This window comes from Belnapia arida (assembly GCF_016773205.1).
GTDB classification, from domain to species: Bacteria; Pseudomonadota; Alphaproteobacteria; order Acetobacterales; family Acetobacteraceae; genus Belnapia; species Belnapia arida.
Genome location: NZ_JAETWB010000004.1, coordinates 96,721 through 116,834 on the forward strand (window position 1 = coordinate 96,721; position 20,114 = coordinate 116,834).

The 20,114-nt window shown below is 70.8% G+C and carries 19 protein-coding genes and 1 tRNA gene; 7 read left to right on the forward strand and 13 right to left on the reverse strand.

Annotated elements, in window-relative coordinates; translation table 11 throughout:
- Nucleotides 1-27 precede the first annotated feature (27 nt).
- Both JMJ56_RS12150 and JMJ56_RS12155 read left to right on the forward strand, forming a co-directional pair.
- Nucleotides 28-113 (forward strand) — tRNA-Leu (locus JMJ56_RS12150).
- A 90-nt stretch (nt 114-203) separates the two neighbouring features.
- On the forward strand, nt 204-2,084 hold the full coding sequence (locus tag JMJ56_RS12155) for a diguanylate cyclase (protein ID WP_202832028.1): 1,881 nt from the start codon (nt 204-206) through the stop codon (nt 2,082-2,084).
- Between the two features lie 9 nt (nt 2,085-2,093).
- Here JMJ56_RS12155 and JMJ56_RS12160 read toward each other — a convergent pair whose 3' ends face one another.
- The 6 genes from JMJ56_RS12160 to JMJ56_RS12185 all read right to left on the reverse strand — a co-directional run bounded on the left by JMJ56_RS12160 (nt 2,094) and on the right by JMJ56_RS12185 (nt 7,626).
- On the reverse strand, nt 2,094-2,891 hold the full coding sequence (locus JMJ56_RS12160; protein ID WP_202832030.1) for a MetQ/NlpA family ABC transporter substrate-binding protein: 798 nt from the start codon (nt 2,889-2,891) through the stop codon (nt 2,094-2,096).
- Nucleotides 2,892-2,905: 14 nt separating this feature from the next.
- Nucleotides 2,906-3,568 (reverse strand): methionine ABC transporter permease, encoded by a 663-nt coding sequence (locus JMJ56_RS12165; RefSeq protein ID WP_202832032.1) that lies wholly within the window; start codon nt 3,566-3,568, stop codon nt 2,906-2,908.
- A complete protein-coding gene (locus tag JMJ56_RS12170; protein WP_236037695.1) occupies nt 3,565-4,686 on the reverse strand; it encodes a methionine ABC transporter ATP-binding protein in 1,122 nt (373 codons plus the stop codon). Before JMJ56_RS12170 ends, JMJ56_RS12165 begins: the two co-directional genes overlap by 4 nt.
- A 14-nt stretch (nt 4,687-4,700) precedes the next feature.
- Nucleotides 4,701-6,116: a carbohydrate porin gene (locus tag JMJ56_RS12175; protein ID WP_202832034.1), complete on the reverse strand. Its 1,416-nt coding sequence runs from the start codon at nt 6,114-6,116 to the stop codon at nt 4,701-4,703.
- A 23-nt stretch (nt 6,117-6,139) separates the two neighbouring features.
- Entirely contained in the window at nt 6,140-6,364 is a 225-nt protein-coding gene (locus JMJ56_RS12180) for a hypothetical protein (protein ID WP_202832036.1), read from the reverse strand.
- A gap of 296 nt (nt 6,365-6,660) precedes the next feature.
- Nucleotides 6,661-7,626, reverse strand: coding sequence for a Bug family tripartite tricarboxylate transporter substrate binding protein (locus JMJ56_RS12185; RefSeq protein WP_202832038.1), 966 nt, complete (start codon nt 7,624-7,626; stop codon nt 6,661-6,663).
- Nucleotides 7,627-7,738: 112 nt separating this feature from the next.
- Here JMJ56_RS12185 and JMJ56_RS12190 point away from each other — a divergent pair, with 112 nt between their 5' ends.
- Nucleotides 7,739-8,794, forward strand: a complete 1,056-nt coding sequence (locus JMJ56_RS12190; RefSeq protein WP_202832040.1) for an SDR family oxidoreductase — start codon at nt 7,739-7,741, stop codon at nt 8,792-8,794.
- Here JMJ56_RS12190 and JMJ56_RS12195 read toward each other — a convergent pair.
- A complete protein-coding gene (locus JMJ56_RS12195) occupies nt 8,791-9,243 on the reverse strand; it encodes an Lrp/AsnC family transcriptional regulator (protein ID WP_202832042.1) in 453 nt (150 codons plus the stop codon). The two genes, JMJ56_RS12190 and JMJ56_RS12195, sit on opposite strands and share 4 nt — an antisense overlap.
- 22 nt (nt 9,244-9,265) lie before the next feature.
- Between JMJ56_RS12195 and JMJ56_RS12200 the strand changes: the two genes are divergently transcribed.
- From JMJ56_RS12200 to JMJ56_RS12215, 4 genes are all read left to right on the forward strand, one after another.
- Nucleotides 9,266-10,588: an LLM class flavin-dependent oxidoreductase gene (locus tag JMJ56_RS12200; RefSeq protein ID WP_202832044.1), complete on the forward strand. Its 1,323-nt coding sequence runs from the start codon at nt 9,266-9,268 to the stop codon at nt 10,586-10,588.
- 150 nt (nt 10,589-10,738) lie between these two features.
- Nucleotides 10,739-14,170 carry an indolepyruvate ferredoxin oxidoreductase family protein gene (locus JMJ56_RS12205; RefSeq protein WP_202832046.1) on the forward strand — a complete coding sequence of 1,144 codons (3,432 nt, stop codon included), beginning with the start codon at nt 10,739-10,741 and terminating at the stop codon, nt 14,168-14,170.
- A 44-nt stretch (nt 14,171-14,214) separates the two neighbouring features.
- On the forward strand, nt 14,215-15,369 hold the full coding sequence (locus JMJ56_RS12210; protein WP_202832048.1) for an acyl-CoA dehydrogenase family protein: 1,155 nt from the start codon (nt 14,215-14,217) through the stop codon (nt 15,367-15,369).
- Between the two features lie 41 nt (nt 15,370-15,410).
- Nucleotides 15,411-15,740, forward strand: coding sequence for a hypothetical protein (locus tag JMJ56_RS12215; protein WP_202832050.1), 330 nt, complete (start codon nt 15,411-15,413; stop codon nt 15,738-15,740).
- Here the strand turns inward: JMJ56_RS12215 and JMJ56_RS12220 are convergent.
- From JMJ56_RS12220 to JMJ56_RS12245, 6 genes are all read right to left on the reverse strand, one after another.
- The gene (locus tag JMJ56_RS12220) at nt 15,737-15,958 is read right to left on the reverse strand and encodes a ribbon-helix-helix domain-containing protein (protein WP_202832051.1); all 222 of its coding nucleotides are present in this window, start codon (nt 15,956-15,958) and stop codon (nt 15,737-15,739) included. The two genes, JMJ56_RS12215 and JMJ56_RS12220, sit on opposite strands and share 4 nt — an antisense overlap.
- Nucleotides 15,951-17,357 (reverse strand): class II fumarate hydratase, encoded by a 1,407-nt coding sequence (locus JMJ56_RS12225; protein ID WP_202832052.1) that lies wholly within the window; start codon nt 17,355-17,357, stop codon nt 15,951-15,953. Before JMJ56_RS12225 ends, JMJ56_RS12220 begins: the two co-directional genes overlap by 8 nt.
- Nucleotides 17,358-17,430: 73 nt before the next feature.
- The gene (locus tag JMJ56_RS12230) at nt 17,431-17,829 is read right to left on the reverse strand and encodes a VOC family protein (RefSeq protein ID WP_202832053.1); all 399 of its coding nucleotides are present in this window, start codon (nt 17,827-17,829) and stop codon (nt 17,431-17,433) included.
- The gene (locus tag JMJ56_RS12235) at nt 17,829-18,224 is read right to left on the reverse strand and encodes a RidA family protein (RefSeq protein ID WP_202832054.1); all 396 of its coding nucleotides are present in this window, start codon (nt 18,222-18,224) and stop codon (nt 17,829-17,831) included. The genes JMJ56_RS12230 and JMJ56_RS12235 overlap by 1 nt, the downstream gene beginning before the upstream one ends.
- Before the next feature lie 5 nt (nt 18,225-18,229).
- Nucleotides 18,230-18,481 (reverse strand): DUF1272 domain-containing protein, encoded by a 252-nt coding sequence (locus JMJ56_RS12240; RefSeq protein ID WP_202832055.1) that lies wholly within the window; start codon nt 18,479-18,481, stop codon nt 18,230-18,232.
- A complete protein-coding gene (locus JMJ56_RS12245) occupies nt 18,481-20,082 on the reverse strand; it encodes a fumarate hydratase (protein WP_202832214.1) in 1,602 nt (533 codons plus the stop codon). The genes JMJ56_RS12240 and JMJ56_RS12245 overlap by 1 nt, the downstream gene beginning before the upstream one ends.
- Nucleotides 20,083-20,114 lie beyond the last annotated feature (32 nt).

Sequence of the window (20,114 nt, forward strand, 5' to 3'; positions counted from 1 at the left end):
CTCGTGCGTGCTAGCCTCGGCAAGCACGGGGGCGTGCCGAAACGGTAGCCGGAAGGGACTTAAAATCCCTCGGGCGCAAGCCCGTGCGGGTTCGAATCCCGCCGCCCCTACCACCTTTCGGTGCATTTTCCTGTCTGCTTTCCGTGCGCTGGTGTAAATACCGGTCCGGGGGTTTGTCGTCGATGCGGTCGGTCTGGGAGGTCATGCGAAGCGGGTGGACCGCCGCTCTCAGTCTGCTCGTGGTGCTTGGCTTTTGCGTCCTCGCCATCGCCGTCATCCTGGAGATGCGCGCCGATCGCTGGGCCGAGGCGACCGAGGCGTCGCTGAACCTCAACCGTGCGGTCGGCCAGGACATCGCCCGCACCCTCGGCACGCTCGACCTCGCCCTGCTCGACGTCGCCGAGCGGCTGCGCCAGGGCCAAGGCGTCCATCGCGAGCGCCTGCTCCACACCCCCGTCTTCGACCGTTCGGCCACCGCGCGGCATCTCGGCTCGGTCATCATCCTCGATGCCGAGGGCGTGGTGGTAAGCGATACCGGCGGCGTCGGCCTGCAGGGGCTCAGCCTGGCCGACCGGGACTATTTCAGGGTGCATCAGGCCGGTACCGAGGCTGGGCTCTTCCTCAGCCGCGCCTTCGTCGGACGGGGCAGCGGAGAGTGGCGGCTGGCCCTCAGCCGCCGCTGGGACAGGCCGGATGGCAGCCTTGGTGGGGTCGTGGTCGCCGCATTGAAGCTCGACTATTTCAGGGACATCTTCGGCAGCCTCGCCCTGGGCCCGAGCGGGCGGATCACCCTGTTGCGCGAGGACGGCATCGTCCTGATGCGCATGCCGGAGGAGCCGGGGCTGATCGGCCAGGATCTCAGCCAGGGCACCGCCTTCCGCGCCATCCCGAACGCGGCCGAGGGGCATTACCGCAGCATCTCCGGCCGCGACAAGGTCGAGCGCTTCTACGTGTTCAAGCGCATCGAGGGCCTGCCGCTGATCCTTAACCTCGGCATCTCGATCGAAGCCATCGAGGCCGAGTGGCGGCCGCGGGCCTTCGTCATCGGCGGGACGACGCTGGTGCTGGTCACGGCGCTGCTCGCCGCCCTCTGGCGGCTGCGGCTGGAGCTCGGCCGGCGCCAGACGGCGGAGCAGGCGGCGCGGCAGAGCGAGGCGGAGTTCCGCCTGCTGGCCGAGAATACCAGCGACATCGTCTCCCGCATCGGCTCGGACGGCATCCGCCGCTATGTCTCGCCCTCCGCGCTCCGCCTGGTCGGACGCGACCCGGCGCAGCTGGTCGGCCGGCCGGCGACGGAGGACATCCACCCCGAGGACATGCCGGCGGTGCGGACCGAGATCGCCCGGTTGCGCACGCGTGAGGCGGAGGAGGCGATGATCACCTACCGGAGCTGGCGGGCCGACGGGACGGAGATCTGGCTGGAAGCGACGCTGAAGGTGGTGAAGGACGAGGCGAGCGGCGCGCTGGACGGCGTGGTCGCCGTGGCCCGCGACATCACCGAGCGAAAGGCGCTCGAGACCCAGCTTGCCCGCTTGGCACGGTTCGATGCGCTGACGGGCGTCGCCAACCGCCGCGCCTTCGACGAGGCGCTCGGGCAGGAATGGGCGCGCTGCATGCAGGCGGGGCTGCCGATCGCCCTCATCATGGTCGATGTGGACCGGTTCAAATCCTACAACGACCATTACGGCCATCAGGGCGGCGATGCCTGCCTCCGGGTGGTGGCAGCCACCGTCGGGGCGACGATCCGCCGGGCCGGCGACCTCGTCGCCCGCTATGGCGGCGAGGAATTCGTCGTGCTGCTGCCGGAGACCGATGCCGAGGGCGCCGAGGCCGTCGCCGAACGGCTGCGCTATGAGGTCGAGGCGCTCGGCTTGCCGCATGCCAGTCGCGGCCTCGAATGCGGCGTCGTCACCGTCAGCGTCGGGTTGGCCGGCATGCAGCCAGCCTCCTGCCGCATTGCCCGCGGGCCGGAGGCGCTGGTCGAGGCGGCGGACCAGGCACTCTACCGAGCCAAGCAGGACGGGCGGAACCGCGTCATGCGCGCCCCCCAGATCGACCCGCTCGGCCCCGTCACCGTCGCCTGACGGACGGTCTCAGAAAGCGGGTACCACCGCGCCCTGGAAGGTGGCGGCGACGAAATCCTTCACTTCCTGCGTCTGGTAGGCTGCCACCAGGCGCCGCACCCAGGGCGCCGCCTGGTCCTGCCGCCGCACGGCGATGAGGTTGGCATAAGGGCTATCGGCGCTCTCCAGCGCGATCGCGTCCTTCACCGGGTTGAGCCCGGCGGGAACGGCGAAATTGGTGTTGATCGCCGCTGCATCCACCTCCTGCAGCACGCGGGGCAGCTGCGCCGCCTCCAGCTCCAGGACTCGCAGCCGGCGCGGGTTCTCGGTGATGTCGGCGACCGTCGCACGGAAGTCGCTGCCCGGGCGCAGGCCGAAGGCGCCCTTGGAGGCCAGCAGCACCAGGGCGCGGCCGCCATTGGTCGGGTCGTTCGGGATGGCGACGCGGCCGCCCTGCGGCAGCTCCGCCAGCGACTTGACCTTCCGGGAATAGACGCCGAGCGGGAAGATCAGCGTCTTGCCGACGCCGACCAGCGGCAGGCCGCGGTCCTTCACCTGCTGGTCGAGGAAGGGCTGGTGCTGGTAGCTGTTTGCATCGAGGTCGCCCGCCGCCAGCGCCGCGTTCGGCTGGATGTAGTCCTGGAATTCGGTGATGCGCAGGACGAGCCCGTCGCGCGCCGCGACCTCGCGCACCTTTTCCAACACTTGGGCATGCGGCCCCGCCGTCGCGCCGATGCGGAGCGGTCGGGCAGCGCTGCCGATCTCCTGCGCGTAAGCGAGAGAGGGTGCGGCAAGAGCGGCGAGCAGCAGCGGGCGGCGGCGGATCATGCGGGGTACTCCGGTCAACGGTGGGACAGCCGGCGGACCAGCCAGTCCCCGATGGACTGCAGGCCCTGCACCAGCAGGATGAGGATGAGGACGACGCTCGCCATCACCTCCGGCATGAAGCGCTGGTAGCCGAAGCGGATGCCGAGGTCGCCGAGCCCGCCGCCGCCGATCGCCCCCGCCATGGCGGAGAAGCCGACCAGCGAGACCAGCGCCACGGTGACGGCGGCGATCAGCCCTGGCAGCGCCTCCGGCACCAGCACCTTCCAGACGATCTGGCCGCGCGAGGCGCCCATGGCCTGGGCCGCCTCGACCACGCCGGAATCGACCTCGCGCAGCGCATTCTCGAAGAGCCGGGCGAGGAAGGCGGTCGCGGCGAGGGCCAGCGGCACGATCGCCGCACCGGTGCCGATGGAGGTGCCGGCGACGAGCCGGGTAAAGGGCACGATGGCGACCATCAGGATGATGAAGGGCGTCGACCGAGCGGCATTCACGACGAGGCCGAGCGGCCGGTTCAGCCAGGGCCGCGGAGTGAGGCCGTCCGGTCCGGTCACATGCAGCAGCAGGGCGAGTGGCAGGCCGAAGGTGACGGCGAGCACCGTGCTGACACCGACCATGACGAGGGTCTGGCCCAGCGCCTCGATCAGCAGGTCCTGCATCATGGAGGTGAGCCAGCTCATGCCGCGATCTCCTCGATGACGAGGCCCAAGGCCCGCATCCAGGCGAAAGCCGCCTCCAGCGCCTCGGCCGGGCCATAGGCGGCGAGCGCCATCACGCCGAAGGGCTCGCCGGCGATGCTGTCGATGCGGCCGGCGGCGATGTCGAGGTTGATGCCGAAGTCCCGGCTTGCCTCGCTGATGACGGCGCGCGTGCTGTGCGGGCCGAGGAAGAGTACCTGCACCAACCGCCGCGCCTCGCCTGGCCTTGGCGCGGGCAGGCGGGCGAGCGTCCCGGCCGGCACGCCATGGCCGATCACCTCGGCGACGAAGCGCCGCGTCGTCTCCTGGCGCGGCCGGGTGAAGACCTCGAGCACCGGTCCCTGCTCGATGACGCGCCCGGCCTCCATCACCGCCACGCGGTCGCAGATCGACTTCACCACCGCCATTTCATGGGTGATGAGCAGCACGGTGAGCTGCAGCCGGTCGCGCAGGTCGCGGATCAGCGCCAGGATCTCGGCCGTCGTCTCCGGGTCGAGCGCGCTGGTCGCCTCGTCGCAGAGCAGGATGCGCGGGCGGCTGGCGAGCGCGCGCGCGATGCCGACGCGCTGCTTCTGCCCGCCCGAGAGCTGGGCCGGATAGGCATCCCGCTTCGCCTCCAGCCCGACCAGCGGCAGCAACTCGGCGACGCGCGCAACGCGCTCGGCGCGGGGGATGCCGGCGATCTCGAGCGGGAAGGCGATGTTCTCCGCAACTGTCCGGCGGTGGTGCAGGTTGAAGTGCTGGAAGACCATGCCGATGCCGCGCCGGGCCGCCCGCAGCGCCTCAGGATCAAGGCCGAGCAGGTCCTGGCCGAGCACGGTGACAGCGCCCGTATCCGGCCTCTCCAGCAGGTTGACGGTGCGCACCAGGGTGGACTTGCCGGCGCCGGAGCGGCCGACGATGCCGAAGATCTCGCCGCTGCGCACCTCAAGCGAGACGTCGCTCAGCGCCAGCGTCCCGCCCGCGGCGAAGCGCTTGCTGAGGCCGGCGAGGCGGATGGCGGTGTCGTCGGCCTGGAGGGTGGGGATGTCACGCATGATGGTCGTGGTATGGCGTGGGTCCATCGAAATTACCACCCGCGTCATGCGCAGATCAGCCATCGCCTCCATGGAGTTCAGAAGGCGACCCGCGTCCTGAGTGAGAAGACGTTCACCGGCCCGCGGTCGGCGTTGTAGGCCGGGTTGGCGATGAGCTGGTAGTCGAGTGCCATGCTGAGGCCGGGCGCGATGCGCGCATCGTAGAAGATTTCCGTCGCCAGCTCCGGTGAGTAATTCAGCCGCCCGTCGCCGGTGATGAAGCCGATGCCGCCCGCCTCCAGGTATTGCCGCCGCCCGGACGAGATCCAGCCGATATTGGTGCCGAGGCCGATCGTGTCCGCCGGCCGCTCCCAGCGGTCGCCACGCAGCGAGAGGCCGGCGGAGATGGCGCGGTCCATCTCGGTGAACATCCAGTTTTGGGTGCGGCCGTCATTCCAGGAGAGGCGGAGGAAGGCGCCGAGGTCGTCGGTCAGCGCCTGCTCCATGTTGAGCGCCACCATCTGCTTCAGCCGGTAGCCGGAGGGGTTCTTGTCGAAACTCTCGAAGCCGTTCTCGAACAGTTCGCCCCAGCTGGATTGCCGGGCGCGGGAGGCGCCGTAGAGCAGCCGCACCGCGCCCGGCCGCCCATTGATCTCGTAGAAGCGGTCCACCTGGCCGATCACCTGCCAGGCGCGGGTGATACCCGGGTCCATGAAGAGGCCATTGGCACGCCTTGCCACCTGGAAGGCTCCGGCCCGCAACGCCCAGACGCCGTTCTCCCACTCCACCGCGGCGCCATAGGTCCAGCCCCGCGCATCGGCCGCGAAGTCGAAGGCGCCGGCGCCGACCAGGCCCCAATTAATGAATTGGGTGCGAGCGTCATGCGCGTACAGGTTGTCGTCGAAGATGTCCCAGACCGAGAATTTGCCGAGCGTGATCGTCAGCCGCTCCCGCGGCATCGGCCCGTTGAAACGCAGCGGGTCCTCGTCATCCGGCACGGTGTCGCCGGAGAGGGCGATGGTCTGGCGCAGGAAGGCGCGGGGGACGAAGAAGGTGGGCTCGGTGGAGCCGAGGCGGAAGGCCTCGTTGTTCGGGAAGGCGGCGGCGCCGGTGGAGTTGGAGAGGCCGAAGCCGCGCGTCACCGAGGCATCGACGATCACCTCCGCGCCGCGCCAGAGCTGCCGGCCGAGGATGAGGTCGGTGGACAGCGTGTTCCGTGCATTCGCCGCCGGGCTGAGGCTGCCTTCGCCGCGATAAGGCGAGTTGAAGCGCGGATGCCCCTGCAGCACGAAGGTCGCCTGGCCGCGCAGCATCCAGCCCTGCTCCTCCAGCCGATCCTGGAGCGCGGCGAGGTCAGGGAAGAGCGCCGCCTCGGGCGGGCCGACATTGGCGACGGCGGCGCTGCCATAGCCCTGCGCCGCAGCCGGGCCAAGCAGGCCGAGCAGCGCCAAGGCAGCCCCGGCCAATGCCCCGAAAAGGGCGCGGGGCAGGGTTGGGCCGGGCAGCAATCGCATTGCGGGGCAGTCTTGCGGACGGGTTACGCCGCCTTCGGCAGGGCGAGGGCGACGCGACAGAGGCGGGTGGCCACGACGCCGGCCCAGGGGTTCCTCGGCGCCGGCGTGGCCTCGCCATCGCCCAGGGCCAGGGCGGCCGCCGGCATAGCGGGGTGCTCCGCCGCCTCGTGCCGTTTCATGAAAACATCACGCGCCTCGGCCAAGGTCGTGCCGAGGGTCGCATCGCGGGTGAGTGCGCCATTCGCCATCGCTCGTCTCCATCCCGTCCGGGGCCTAAGGGTGGAGGCGAGCGGGGAAAGCGCCGCCTAGGCCGCGCCTCCCGTCTCGCCTGGCACCGGGCCGGAGGCGGGTCTCGCTGTTCCGGGCGGCACCGCAACCGTCGCCGCGGGGGCGATCGGGGCAGTGCCACGCCTAGGGTGGGGGTCCATCGGTCTCTCTGTCGTCGGGTTGCCGGCGGGAGGCCCCGCGGCGGCGACAGGGGCCATACAGCCCCTGGTGCCTCAGTTCAACACCGGTAACGCGCCCGATGCGGTTGCGTTGGCGCTCAATCGAGCTTCACGTTGTTGGCGCGGATGATGGCGCCCCAGCTCTCGGTCTCGCTCGCAAGCCAGCCGCGGAAGGCGGCGGGACCCTCGGCGCGGACTTCGCCACCGAGATCGGCGATGCGCCGCGTCACCTCCGGCTGGGCGAGGACGCTCCGCAGCACCTCGTCCCAGCGGGCGATCATCGGTTGGGGCGTGCCGCCCGGCAACAGCACCCCTTGCCAGGTGCCGCTGTCGACCGCGGGCCAGCCGAGCTCGCGGAAGGTGGGCAGCGCCGGGAAGGCGGCAAGGCGATGCGCGCCCGAGACGGCGATGCCGCGCAACGTGCCGTTCTGCACGAAGGGCTGCGTCGCCGTCGCGCCGTTGATGATGAGGTTCGCCTCGCCGCTCGCCGCCGCCGAGAGCGCCGCCGCCCCGCCGCGATAGGGGACGAAAACCGGCTCCGTGCCCCAGGCTTGGGTCAGCATCAGCGCCGTCAGGTGGTTGGCGGCGCCGATGCCGGAATGGGCGACGTTGACCTTGGCGGGGTTGGCCTTGGCATAGGCGGTGAGCTCCGCCGCGTCCTTCGCCGGCAGGCTCGGATGCACGGCGAGGATGTAGGGCGCGTAGATCAGCATGGTCGCCGGCGCCAGGTCGCGCCGGACGTCGAAGGGCAGGCGGGTGAAGAGGCTCGGCGCCGTCGCCAGGATGCCGGCATCGATCAGCAGGATGGTGTGGCCGTCCGGCGGCGCCTTGGCCACCGCATCGGCGCCCAGGTTGCCGGCCGCGCCCGGCCGGTTCTCCACCACCACCGACTGGCCGAGCTGCTTCGTCAGCTCCGGCGCCAGGATGCGGGCGAGGATGTCGCTGGTGCCACCCGGGGCGAAGGGGATGACGACCCGGATGGTGTGGTCGAAGCCGGTCTGCGCCAGGGCCGGCGCGGCGAGCAGGGCGGGCGTGGCGAGCAGCAGGCGGCGGCGCGTCGGCATGGCGTTTTCCCGGACAGGTTTCGCCGAGTCTAGCACCGGCATGGCCCAGGCGGGCAGGCCCTGGCGCCCCGCCGGGGGGCGGTCCAGTCTGTCGGCCCGTGGGGGAGGGGCCATGAGCAACGCACGCAGCCTGCTGATCGTCGGCGCCAGCGGCGCCGCGGCTACTCGCATCGCCGAACGGGCGGCGCTGACGCCGGGCCTCGCCCCGATCGGCCTGTCCCGCCGCGTGCCGGAGGGGGCGGGGGACTGGATCGCGGCCGACCTGCAGGACGCGGCGGGGCTGGCGCGCGCGCTGGCGGCGCGGCCGGAGATCACCCATCTCGTCTATGCCTCCCGCGCGCCGCATGGCGAGAGCGGGGTGGAGGATGTCGCCGCCAACCTGGCGATGCTGCGCAACCTGCTGGACGCGGCGGAGGCCGGCCTGCCGCGCTTCCGCCACCTGCACCTGGTGCATGGCGGCAAGTGGTACGGGGTGCATATCGGCCCCTTCCGCACCCCGGCCCGGGAAGATGACCCGCGCCACATGCCGCCCAATTTCTACTACGACCAGCAGGACCTGGTGGCCGCGCGCCAGCAGGGGAAGGATTGGTCCTGGAACGCCAGCCGGCCGAGCTTCGTGCTCGACGTGGCGCCGGGCCGGGCGCGCAACCTCGTCTCGACCCTCGGCGCCTATGCCGCGATCTGCCGGGCGCTCGGCCTGCCCCTCGACTTCCCCGGCAAGCCCGGCACCTGGACCGCCCTGCACGAGGTGACGGATGCCGCGCTGCTGGCCGAGGGCGTGCTCTGGATGATCGGCGAACCGCGCTGCGCCAACCGGGCCTTCAACCTCGTCAACGGCGACTGCTTCCGCTGGTGCGGCCTCTGGCCCTTCCTCGCCGAGCGGTTCGGCCTGCCCTGCGGCGCCGTGCGGCCGATGCGGCTGGCGCATTGGATGGCCGACAAGGGGCCGGTCTGGGAGGGCATCCGCGCGCGCCACGGCCTCGCTTTGCCGATCGAGGCGGTGGCGAGCTGGGCGTTCGCCGACTTCGTCCTCGGCATGGACTACGACGTGCTGCATTCGATGACCGCGGCGCGGCTGGCCGGCTTCACCGGCCATGTCGACAGCTGGGCGATGTTCGAGCGGCAGATCGCCGCCTACCGCGCGGAGCGGGTGCTGCCGCCGGCCTAGGGCGCCGGCGTCCAGATCTGCTTCAGGTTGCGCAGGGTGAAGCTGCTCCGCGTGTGGCGCACGCCGGGCAGGCGGTAGAGCTTCTCCCGCAGCAGCCGCTCGTAGCCCGCCGTGCCGCCGACCACGGCCTTGATGACGTAGTCGTACTCGCCGGTGACGAGCCAGGCCTCCACCACCTCCGGCATCTCGGTGACCGCCTGCTCGAAGCGGCGCAGGCTCTCCTCGTCGTGCCGCTCCATCATCACCTCGATGATGACGGTGTCCGGCAGGCCGAGCGCGGCCTGGTCGAGGATCGCCACATAGCCCTTGATGACGCCGGCCTGCTCCAGCCGCTTCACCCGCGTCCAGCAGGGCGAGGGGGAGAGGCCGACCTCCTCGGCCAGCTCGGCATTGGTGAGCCGGGCATTGCGGTGGAGGGCACGGAGGATGCGGCGGTCGATGGCGTCCATGCGCTATGCTAAGCCGGCTGCCATGCCCCGCGAAATCCGCCTGAACGCCTTCGATATGGCTTGCGTCGGCCATATCCAGCACGGGATGTGGACCCATCCCCGCGACCGCTCGGTGGAATACACCGGCCTCGACTACTGGATGGCGCTGGCGCGGACCCTGGAGCGGGGGCTCTTCGATGGGCTGTTCCTCGCCGATGTGGTCGGCGTCTACGACGTGCTGGGCGGCAGCCCGGATGCCGCCATCCGCAACGCGGTGCAGATCCCGCTGCTGGACCCGATGCTGCTGGTGCCGGCCATGGCGGCGGCGACCCGGCACCTGGGCTTCGGCGTCACCTGCAACCTCAGCTACGAGGCGCCGCCGCTCTTCGCCCGGCGGATGGCAACCCTCGACCACCTGACAGGCGGGCGGATCGGCTGGAACATCGTCACCGGCTATCTCGACAGCGCCGCCCGCGCCATGGGCCTGCAGAGGCAGGCGGCGCATGACGACCGCTACGACGCGGCCGAGGCCTTCATGGACCGATCCTATGCGCTCTGGGAGGGCTCCTGGGCGGATGACGCGGTGCGGCGGGACCGGGCGTCGGGCGTCTATGCCGACCCGTCGCGTGTGCGTGACGTGGCCGGGGGCGGGCCCTTCCTGGTCGAGCCCTCGCCGCAGCGGACACCGGTGCTCTACCAGGCCGGCGCCTCCGACCGGGGCCGGGCCTTCGCCGCGCGGCATGCCGAATGCGTCTTCGTCAATTACGGCCGGCCGGCGGATATCGCCCGCCTCACCGCCGACCTCCGGGTGCGGGCGGCGCCGCGGCCGATCCGCATCTTCGCCGGCGCCACGCTGATCGTCGGCCGGACGCGGGCCGAGGCGGAAGACCTGCTGGCCGAGTACTGCCGCCATGCCAGCGTCGAGGGCGCCCTGGCCCATGCCGCGGCCTCGCTCGGCATCGACTTCGACCGGTTCGGCATCGACGAGCCGATCGAGGTCGCCGCGACGGATGCCATCAGCTCCAATGTCGAGGCCATGCGCCGGGTCTTCGGCCCGGGCTGGACCAAGCGGCAGCTCATCGACCAGTTCGTCCTCGGCAGCCGGCAGCGCCCGATCGTGGGCAGCGCGGCGGAGGTGGCGGAGGCGCTGATCGGCTTCGCCGAGGCGGCGGATGTCGACGGCTTCAACCTCGCCCGGACGGTGATGCCGGAGGGGATCGAGGCCGTCGTCGACCTGCTGGTGCCCGAATTGCAAGCGCGCGGCGCCTACAAGCGCGGCTACGCGCCGGGCACCTACCGGGAGAAGCTGTTCGACGCCGGGCCACGCCTTGTCGCTCCCCATCCCGCGACCGCCCACCGCAGATGATCCTTCTGCCTTTTCGGCGGTGCAGCACAAAGAACGGAAAGAAACCCCGGCGGGAGCGGTTCATCCTTCCATGCTGAAAGGCTGGGTCCGGGGGATTGCCCTGGCGCCCCGGCCGCCCGACATTCGGGACAACGACGCGGGAGACGGACCATGGGCAGTATCCTACGCCCCGAAGCGACCCTCGAAGACCGCTGGGACAAATCGGGCGAGACCCTGCTGCTGACCGGCATCCAGGCCCTGGTCCGGCTGCCGCTGGTGCGCCACCAGCTCGACCGCGCGCTGGGCTGGAACACCGGCGGCTATATCAGCGGCTACCGCGGCTCGCCCCTCGGCACCTACGACATGCAGCTGATGAAGCAGGCCAAGCGCTTGGCCGAGGCCAATATCGTCGTTCGTCCCGGGCTGAACGAGGACTTGGCCGCGACCGCGGTCTGGGGCAGCCAGCAGGTGGCGCTCTACGGCAACCAGACGGTCGATGGCGTCTTCGGCATCTGGTACGGCAAGGGGCCGGGCGTCGACCGCTCCGGCGACGTGCTGCGGCATGCCAACAGCGCCGGCACCGCGCCGAAGGGTGGCGTGCTGGCGCTCGCCGGCGACGACCCGACCTGCAAGTCCTCCACCATCACCTCGGGCTGCGAGATCAGCTTCATGGATGTGGAGATGCCGGTGCTCGACCCGGCCGGCGTCCATGAGATCCTGGACTACGGCCTCAAGGCCATCGACATGTCGCGCTTCGCCGGCCTCTGGGTCGGCATGAAATGCGTGGCTGAGACCATGGACGGCGCCGCCTCCGTCCTCGTCGACCCGGCGGCCTATGCGAGCGTGATCCCGGACTTCGCCTTCCCGCCCGACGGCGTGCATATCCGCCTCCGCGACCACGCCATCCCGCAGGAGCAGCGCCTGCGCCATGTGAAGCTGCCGGCGGCCGTCGCCTTCGCCCGGGCGAACGGGCTGAACCCCATCGTGGTGGACAGCCCGCAGGCGCGCTTCGGCATCGCCGCCCGCGGCAAGGCCTATGCGACCCTGCGCCAGGCGCTGCGCGATGCCGGCATCACCGACGAGCTGGCGCGGATGGCGGGCCTGCGCATCTGGAAGGTCGGCCTCGCCTGGCCGCTGGATGCCGAGGCCGCACGGGACTTCGCGCGCGGGCTCGAGGAGGTGCTGGTGGTCGAGGATCGCCGGCCGGTGATCGAGCCGCAGCTGCGCGAGGCGCTCTACCACGAGATGCAGCGGCCGCGGATCACCGGCAAGACCGACGAGCAGGGCCGTCGCCTGCTCTCCGACCTGCTGGAGCTCGACACCGGCGCCGTCCTCCGGGCGCTCTACGCCCGCCTGCCGGAAGCGCTGCGGACCGAGCAGCTGGCGGCGCGCATCGCCCAGCTCGACGATCTGGCCAACCTCGCCGTGGCGCCGGTGCATGACCGCGCGCCGCATTTCTGCCCGGGCTGCCCGCACAACACGAGCACCAAGGTCCCCGAGGGCAGCCATGCCATGGCCGGCATCGGCTGCCACACGCTGGCGATCTACATGGACCGCAGCACGGACCTGCTGACCCACATGGGCGGCGAGGGCATGCCCTGGCTCGGCATGGCGCCCTTCGTCAGCGAAAAGCATATGTTCGCCAATCTCGGCGACGGCACCTATGCCCATTCCGGCAGCCTCGCCATCCGGCAGGCGATCGCGGCTGGCGCCAACATCACCTACAAGATCCTGGTGAACAGCGCCGTCGCCATGACCGGCGGGCAGACGCCGGAGGGCGAGCTCGGCGTGCCCGAGATCGCCGCGCAGATGGCGGCCGAGGGCGTGCAGAAGATCGTCCTTGTCTCCGACGACCCGGAGCGGCACCAGGACGACGCGCGCATGCCGAAGGGTATCGCCTACCGCCACCGGAGCGAGCTGGACGCGGTGCAGCGCGAGCTGCGCGAGCTGCCCGGCGTCTCCGTCCTGATCTACGACCAGCAATGCGCGACGGAGCGGCGCCGCAAGCGCAAGCGCGGCACCCAGGCCGTGGCAATCAAGCGCGTGGCGATCAACCCGCGCGTCTGCGAGGATTGCGGCGACTGCTCCCGCACCTCCAACTGCCTCGCCGTCGAGCCGATCGAGACCGAGTTCGGCCGCAAGCGCCAGATCGACCAGAGCGCCTGCAACCAGGACCTGTCCTGCGTCGAGGGCTTCTGCCCCTCCTTCGTCACGCTGGTCGGCGCGGAGCCGGTGCGGAAGCCGGTGCCGAAGCCGGGCGAGGCGCTGGCGGAGCCGGTGGTGCCGGAGCCCCGCGCCGGCGAGCCGGCCTGGAACATCCTGCTCGCCGGCGTCGGCGGGCAGGGGGTGACGGCGCTCTCGGCCATCCTCGGCATGGCGGCGCATCTGGAAGGCCGGCCGAGCCGCTCGGTCGACATGCTCGGCCTCGCCCAGAAGGGCGGCGGCGTCTTCGCCCAGCTCCGCATCGGCCGGGCCGGCGCGGCGCCGGAGACGATCGAGGCGCCCCGCATCGGCATGGGCCAGACCGACCTGCTGCTCTCGGCCGACATGGTGGTGGCGCATGGGCGGACGGCGCGGCCGCTGCTCGGCGCCGGGCGCACCGTCGCCGTGCTGAACGCCGACCTGCAGCCGACCGCGCAGTTCGTGAAGGACACGAGCACGAAGTACGACCGCGCCGGCATGCTGGCGAGCATCCAGGGCGCCTGCCGCGAGGTGGTGGCGGTGCCCGGCGTGCATGCGGTGGAGGAGGCCTTCGGCGACCTCATCTACCTCAATGTCTGGCTGCTCGGCATCGCCTTCCAGCGCGGCCTGGTGCCGCTCTCGGCCGAGGCGATCAACCGGGCGCTGGAGCTGAACGGCGCCCAGATCGAGCGCAACAAGGCCGCCTTCGCCCTCGGCCGCGCCGCGGCCCTCGCCCCGCCCGCGCCGGTGACGCCGGAGGACGAGACGCTGGATGCGCTGATCGACCGCCGCGTCGCGGAACTCGCGGCCTATCAGAGCGCCTCTTATGCTCGTCCCTATGCGGAGTTCGTCGCCAAGGTCCGTGCCGCCGAAGCGCGCGCGGTGGCGGCCGAGGAGCGGCTGACCCGCGCCGTCGCCACCCAGCTCTTCCGGCTGATGGCCTACAAGGACGAGTACGAGGTCGCCCGCCTGCACAACCTGCCGGAATGGCAGGCGCATCTCGCCAGCCACTTCACCGGCACCCAGAAGGTGGAGCTGAACCTGGCGCCGCCCATTCTCGCCAAGACCGACCCGGTGACCGGCCAGCCGCGCAAGATGGCCTTCGGCCCCTGGATGCTGCAGGCCATGCGCCTGCTGCGCCACGGCAAGCTGCTGCGCGGCACCCCGCTCGACCCCTTCGGCCGCACCGAGGAGCGGCGGATGGAGCGCGCCCTGCCCGGCGAGTACCGGGCGGGCGTGGAGCGGCTGCTGGCCCTCCTCTCCCCCGAGACCCATGCGCGCATCTGCGACTGGGCCGAGGCGGCGGCGGGCATCAAGGGCTACGGCCACATCAAGGCCCGCAACGCCGCGGCGACGCGGGCGCGGATGGCGGAGCTGGAGGCGGCGGTCGCGCAGCCCATGGTGGCGATGGCGGCGGAATAGGCTACATCCGCCCCAGCCGCAGAGACGGCATCCGGAGGACGACCATGCTGCCCGACCAGGCCTTCGAACTGCCCGAGGCGACGCAGGAGCTGCGCGAGACCGCGCTCGGCTTCGCCATGGACACCCTCGCCCCGCGGGCGCTGGAATGGGACCAGGCGCGGCACTTCCCGGTGGAGGAGATGCGGGCCGCCGCCAGCCTCGGCATGGCGGCGCTCTATGTCCGGGAGGAGAGCGGCGGGGCGGGGCTGACGCGGCTCGACGCCGCGGTGGTGTTCGAGGCGCTGGCGATGGGCTGCCCCACCGTCTCGGCCTATCTCTCCATCCACAACATGGTCGCCTGGATGATCGATCGCTTCGGCAACGACACCCAGCGCGCCCGCTGGCTGCCGGAGCTGGTGCCGATGCGGCTGGTGGCCAGCTATGCGCTGACCGAGCCCGGCTCCGGCTCCGACGCCGCGGCGCTCCGCACCCGGGCGCGGCGGGAGGGTGACCACTACATCCTCGACGGCACCAAGCAGTTCATCTCCGGCGCCGGCGCCTCGGACCTCTATCTCACCATGGTGCGCACCGGCGGCGAGGGGCCGGGCGGCGTCTCCGCCCTGCTGATCCCGAAGGAAACGCCGGGCCTCTCCTTCGGCGCCAACGAGCGGAAGATGGGCTGGAATGCCCAGCCGACGCGGCAGCTGATCTTCGACGGTGCGCGGGTGCCGGTCTCCGCCCTGCTCGGCGAGGAGGGGCACGGCTTCCGCTTCGCCATGGCGGGGCTCGATGGCGGGCGGCTGAACATCGCCGCCTGCTCGCTCGGCGGGGCGCAGGCGGCGCTCGATAAAGCATTGGCATACGTCCAGGAGCGGCAGGCCTTCGGCAAGGCGGTCGCCGATTTCCAGAACACCCAGTTCCGCCTGGCCGACATGCGGACGGAGCTGGAGGCGAGCCGCACCCTGCTCTGGCGTGCCTGCGGCAAGTTGGATGCCAAGGCGCCGGATGCCGGGGCCTTCTGCGCCATGGCCAAGCGCTTCGTCACCGATACCTGCCATAAGGTGGCCGATGACGCGCTGCAGCTGCTCGGCGGCTATGGCTACCTGGCGGAGTACGGGATCGAGAAGATCGTCCGTGACCTGCGCGTCCACCGCATCCTCGAAGGCACCAACGAGGTGATGCGGCTGATCATCGCCCGCTCGATGCTCGGCCGGCGATAAGCCGCTTGCCGGGGGCGGCAGCGGTTAGGTACAAGATCGCAATGATCCCTCGCCCCCTCCTGCCGCTGCTGCTGATCGTCCTGGCCTGGCCAGCGGCAGCGCAGCAGCGCGCCGTGGTGGTGCCGGCGGAGGCCTCCATCATCGTGCCGGCACGGGGCGCGGCGCCCGTCGCCACACCCGGCCCACCGCGGCGGCCGCGCCGGGCGATCAGCGAACGGGTGCTGCAGGCGCCCCGGCCGGCCGAGACGGGCACGCCAACCTCGTTGCTGGTCAGCGTGCCACTCGGCATCGCGGCCGGGGTGCTGGCGGCGACGCTCGGTGGCGGCGGTGGGGGAGGGGGCGGCGTCTCGGCCCCAGCGCGGACGCGCTAAGCCTTCTCCGCCAGGGCGAAGACCCGAAGCGCGCTGGCCAGCGGCCGGCCGGAGCCGGCGCGGACCATGTCGATCTCCGTCACCAGCCCGGCGAGGCTCTGCCCGCGCCGGGCGGCGACATCCTCCAGCACCACCCAGAACTCCGCCTCCACCGCCACCGAGGTGCGATGCCCGGCAAGCTGGAAGCTGCGTTTCCTGAGATGCCGTTCCTCACCCATCCAGCGTGGCGCCGGGGGTGACCATGTCCTCCGGCCGGACCCAGCGGTCGAAATCCTCCGGGCTGACATGGCCGAGGCGCTGGGCGGCGTCCTTCAGCGTCAGGTTCTCCTTGAGCGCCAGCTTGCCGATGGCGACGGCCTTGTCGTAGCCGATCCGCGGGTTCAGCGCCGTCACCAGCATCAGCGACTTGGCCAGGTTCTCGGCGATGCGCTCCCGTGCCGGCTCCAGCTTCATGACCATGTGCTCGGCGAAGCTCTCGGCGGCATCGGCCAGCAGCGTCGCCGATTGCAGCACGCAATGGATGATGACCGGCTTGAACACGTTGAGCTCGAGGAAGCTCTGCGCCCCCGCCATGGTGACGGTGGTGGTGTTGCCCATCACCTGGGCGCAGACCATGGTTAGCGCCTCCGCCTGGGTCGGGTTGGTCTTGCCCGGCATGATGGAGGAGGAGAGCCCGTCCGCCGGCACCACTAGCTCCGACAGGCCGGAGCGCGGGCCGCTGCCGAGCAGGCGTACGTCGTTGCCGAGCTTGTTGAGCGAGACGGCGATGACATTCATCGCCCCCTGCAACTCGACGAGGGCGTCATGCGCGCCCATGCCTTCGAACTTGTTCGGGTTCGGGGCGAAGGCGAGGCCGGTGCGCTCGGCGACGATCTCGCAGAAGACGCGGTCGAAGTCGCGGTGGCGGTTGAGGCCTGTGCCGACCGCGGTGCCGCCCTGGGGCAGCATCAGCAGCCGCGGCAGGGTGGCGCGCAGGCGCTCCTGGCCGAGTTCCACCTGGCGGGCCCAGGCGCCGGCCTCCTGGCCGAGCGTGACCGGTACCGCGTCCATCATGTGGGTGCGGCCCACCTTGATGATGTCGGACCATTCGGCGGCGCGCTGGTTCAGCGCCGCATGCAGCCGGCCAAGGGCGGGGAGCAGGCGCCCCTCCACCGTCTCGGCGGCGGCGATATGCATCATGGTCGGGAAATTGTCGTTCGAGGACTGGCCCCGGTTGACGTGGTCGTTCGGGTGAACGGGCTTTCGGCTGCCGAGCGGCTGGCCGAGCATCTCGTTGGCGCGGTTCGAGATGACCTCGTTGGCATTCATGTTGGTCTGGGTGCCGGAGCCGGTTTGCCAGATCGGCAAGGGGAAGTCGGCATCCCGCTTGCCATCGACGATCTCCTGCGCCGCATCCCTGATCGGCCCGACAAGCTCGGCCGGAAGCTCGCCGAGCCGGCCATTCGCCTCGGCACAGGCCCATTTGTGCAGGCCGACGGCGCGGATCAGGGCAGGGGTGAAATGTTCCGTTCCGATGCGGAAGAGAAGGCGCGCCCGCTCGGTCTGCGGGCCCCAGTAGCGATCGGCGGGGATGTCGATGGTGCCGAGGCTGTCGGTCTCGGTGCGGGTCTCGGCCATGCGGGCGTCTCCTTGGCGGTCGTCCTGCCAACGTGGAGCATGGCCCGCCGTTCGTCAGCCCGGCCGGGGCGCCTCAGGCGGAGTAGGAGGAGACCTCGATCAGGTTGCCCTCCGGGTCCCGGCAGTAGACCGAGCCCATGGCACCGAGCGCGCCGGTGCGGGTGACCGGGCCGAGTTCGATGGTGACGCCGCAGGCGTGGAACTGGCCCACGATCTCCTCCGGCGAGACCGCGACGACGAAGCAGAGGTCCTGCGTGCCTGGCTCGCAGCGGGCGGCGGCGATCCATTCCTCCGCCGGCGCGTCGGCAGGGCGGAGGTTGATCTTCTGCCCGCCGAATTTCAGCGCGATCCGCGGTGGGGAGCCGAAATCCTCCCGCTCCATGCCAAGGACGCGCTGGTACCAGGAGGCCATGACCTCCAGGTCCCGGCAGTTGATGACGAGATGGTCCAGCCGGTCGACCGCGAAGCGCATCAGGCGGATCCCTTGTTGGGCAGGCGGGCCGTGACCTCGATCTCGATGCGCATGGCATCGGTCTGAAGCCCGGCATGGATGAGGGTGGAGGCGGGGCGGGCCTTGCCGAGATGGCGCGTCACCACCGGCCAGCAGGGTTCCCAATCCTCGCGGCGCGGCACGATGAAGAGCACCCGCACCACGTCGTCGAGGCTGGCGCCGGCCTCGGCCAGGGCGGTGGCGATGTTGCGGAAGGCTTGGTCGGCCTGGGCCACGACATCGTCCTCGATGGTCATGCGGCCGTAGTCATAGCCGGTGGTGCCGGAGACCCAGACATGGTTGCCATCGACCACGGCGCGGGAATAACCGATCTCCTCCTCGAAGCGGGAGCCGGAGGAGATATGGATGCGGGCCATGCGGCTCAGGCTCCGGTGCAGGCGGGGAGGGGGGAGCGCTTGCGCGCCGTGGCGGCGGGAAAACGCTCGAGCTTGCCCGCAGGCCGGACCGGCCGCGCCACCAGCTCACCGCCGCAATTCGGGCAGAGGCCGCCGGGCAGGCGGTTATCCGCGCAGTCCCGGCACCAGGTGCATTCGAAGGAGCAGATCAGCGCCTCGCCGCTCTCGGGCGGCAGGTCCCGCCCGCAGCATTCGCAATTCGGACGGAGTTCCAGCATCACTCCAGCCCTTCGTAGAAGTCGTTGCCCTTGTCGTCGACGACGATGAAGGCCGGGAAGTCCTCGACCTCGATGCGCCAGACCGCCTCCATGCCGAGTTCCGGGTATTCGAGCACCTCGACCTTTCGGATGCAGTCCTGCGCCAACCGCGCCGCCGGGCCGCCGACCGAGCCCAGGTAGAAGCCGCCATACTGCTTGCAGGCATTCAGCACCGCCTTGCTGCGGTTGCCCTTGGCGAGCATGACGAGGCTGCCGCCGGCGGCCTGGAAGGCGGCGACATAGCTGTCCATCCGCCCGGCCGTGGTCGGGCCGAAGCTGCCGGTCGCATAGCCCTCCGGCGTCTTGGCCGGGCCGGCGTAATAGACCGGGTGGTCCTTGATGTAGTCGGGCAGGCCCTCGCCGCGGTCCAGCCGCTCCTGCAGCTTGGCATGGGCGATGTCACGCGCGACGACCACGGTGCCGGTGAGCGAGACGCGGGTCTTCACCGGGTGCTTCGACAGCTCGGCGCGGATCTCGCCCATCGGCCGGTTCAGGTCGATGCGGACCACGTCGCCGCCGAGGATGCTGTCCGTCGCCTCCGGCAGGTAGTGCGCAGGGTCGTGTTCCAATTGCTCGAGGAAGACGCCTTCGGGGGTGATCTTCGCCTTCACCTGGCGGTCGGCCGAGCAGGAGACGCCGATGCCGATGGGGAGCGAGGCTCCATGGCGCGGCAGGCGGATCACCCGCACGTCGTGGCAGAAATACTTGCCGCCGAACTGCGCGCCGATGCCGAGATTCTGCGTCAGCTTGTGGACCTCCGCCTCCAGCTCCGGGTCTCGGATGGCATGGCCCGACCTGTCGCCCTCGGTGGGGAGGGTGTCGAGCCAGCGGGTGGAGGCGAGCTTCACCGTCTTTAGCGTGGTCTCGGCCGTGGTGCCGCCGATGACGATCGCCAGGTGGTAGGGCGGGCAGGCGCTGGTCCCGAGGGTTTTGATCTTCTCCTCGAGGAAGGCGAGCAGCTTCGGCTTGTTCAGCACCGCGCGGGTCTGCTGGTAGAGGAAGGTCTTGTTGGCCGAGCCGCCGCCCTTGAGCACGAACATCATGTGGAATTCGTCCGCATGGTGCTCGCCCGGCTGCGCCATGATGGAGAAGTCGACCGGCAGGTTGTTGCCGGTGTTCACCTCCTCGAACATCGAGAGCGGCGCCATCTGCGAGTAGCGCAGGTTGGTCTCGGTATAGGTGCGGTGGACGCCGTAGCTCAGCGCCTCTTCCTCGTCGCCCTCGACCCAGACGCGCTGGCCCTTCTTGCCGAAGACGATGGCGGTGCCGGTGTCCTGGCACATGGGCAGCACGCCGCCGGCGGCGATATTGGCGTTCTTCAGCAGGTCGAGCGCGACGAAGCGGTCGTTGGCGCTCGCCTCCGGGTCCTCGAGGATGTTGGCGAGCTGCTGGAGATGGCCAGGGCGGAGCAGGTGGGAGACGTCGCGGCAGGCCTGGAAGGCGAGCTCCTCCAGGGCCTTGGCCGGGACCTTCAGCACGGTCTTGCCATCGACCTCGATGGCGCGGACGCCCTCGATCGGCAGGCGGCGCCAGGGCGTGCCATCCTCCGCCAGCGGGAACATCGGGCTGTACTGGAAGCCGGAGGGTCGGGCAG

What these genes read in the sequence shown, in the direction of transcription:
- JMJ56_RS12155 (WP_202832028.1), top strand. Translation starts at nt 204, where the DNA reads ATGCGAAGCGGGTGGACCGCCGCTCTCAGTCTGCTCGTGGTGCTTGGC.
- JMJ56_RS12160 (WP_202832030.1), bottom strand. Translation starts at nt 2,891, where the DNA reads ATGATCCGCCGCCGCCCGCTGCTGCTCGCCGCTCTTGCCGCACCCTCT.
- JMJ56_RS12165 (WP_202832032.1), bottom strand. Translation starts at nt 3,568, where the DNA reads ATGAGCTGGCTCACCTCCATGATGCAGGACCTGCTGATCGAGGCGCTG.
- JMJ56_RS12170 (WP_236037695.1), bottom strand. Translation starts at nt 4,686, where the DNA reads ATGGCTGATCTGCGCATGACGCGGGTGGTAATTTCGATGGACCCACGC.
- JMJ56_RS12175 (WP_202832034.1), bottom strand. Translation starts at nt 6,116, where the DNA reads ATGCGATTGCTGCCCGGCCCAACCCTGCCCCGCGCCCTTTTCGGGGCA.
- JMJ56_RS12180 (WP_202832036.1), bottom strand. Translation starts at nt 6,364, where the DNA reads ATGGCGAATGGCGCACTCACCCGCGATGCGACCCTCGGCACGACCTTG.
- JMJ56_RS12185 (WP_202832038.1), bottom strand. Translation starts at nt 7,626, where the DNA reads ATGCCGACGCGCCGCCGCCTGCTGCTCGCCACGCCCGCCCTGCTCGCC.
- JMJ56_RS12190 (WP_202832040.1), top strand. Translation starts at nt 7,739, where the DNA reads ATGAGCAACGCACGCAGCCTGCTGATCGTCGGCGCCAGCGGCGCCGCG.
- JMJ56_RS12195 (WP_202832042.1), bottom strand. Translation starts at nt 9,243, where the DNA reads ATGGACGCCATCGACCGCCGCATCCTCCGTGCCCTCCACCGCAATGCC.
- JMJ56_RS12200 (WP_202832044.1), top strand. Translation starts at nt 9,266, where the DNA reads ATGCCCCGCGAAATCCGCCTGAACGCCTTCGATATGGCTTGCGTCGGC.
- JMJ56_RS12205 (WP_202832046.1), top strand. Translation starts at nt 10,739, where the DNA reads ATGGGCAGTATCCTACGCCCCGAAGCGACCCTCGAAGACCGCTGGGAC.
- JMJ56_RS12210 (WP_202832048.1), top strand. Translation starts at nt 14,215, where the DNA reads ATGCTGCCCGACCAGGCCTTCGAACTGCCCGAGGCGACGCAGGAGCTG.
- JMJ56_RS12215 (WP_202832050.1), top strand. Translation starts at nt 15,411, where the DNA reads ATGATCCCTCGCCCCCTCCTGCCGCTGCTGCTGATCGTCCTGGCCTGG.
- JMJ56_RS12220 (WP_202832051.1), bottom strand. Translation starts at nt 15,958, where the DNA reads ATGGGTGAGGAACGGCATCTCAGGAAACGCAGCTTCCAGCTTGCCGGG.
- JMJ56_RS12225 (WP_202832052.1), bottom strand. Translation starts at nt 17,357, where the DNA reads ATGGCCGAGACCCGCACCGAGACCGACAGCCTCGGCACCATCGACATC.
- JMJ56_RS12230 (WP_202832053.1), bottom strand. Translation starts at nt 17,829, where the DNA reads ATGCGCTTCGCGGTCGACCGGCTGGACCATCTCGTCATCAACTGCCGG.
- JMJ56_RS12235 (WP_202832054.1), bottom strand. Translation starts at nt 18,224, where the DNA reads ATGGCCCGCATCCATATCTCCTCCGGCTCCCGCTTCGAGGAGGAGATC.
- JMJ56_RS12240 (WP_202832055.1), bottom strand. Translation starts at nt 18,481, where the DNA reads ATGCTGGAACTCCGTCCGAATTGCGAATGCTGCGGGCGGGACCTGCCG.
- JMJ56_RS12245 (WP_202832214.1), bottom strand. Translation starts at nt 20,082, where the DNA reads ATGTTCCCGCTGGCGGAGGATGGCACGCCCTGGCGCCGCCTGCCGATC.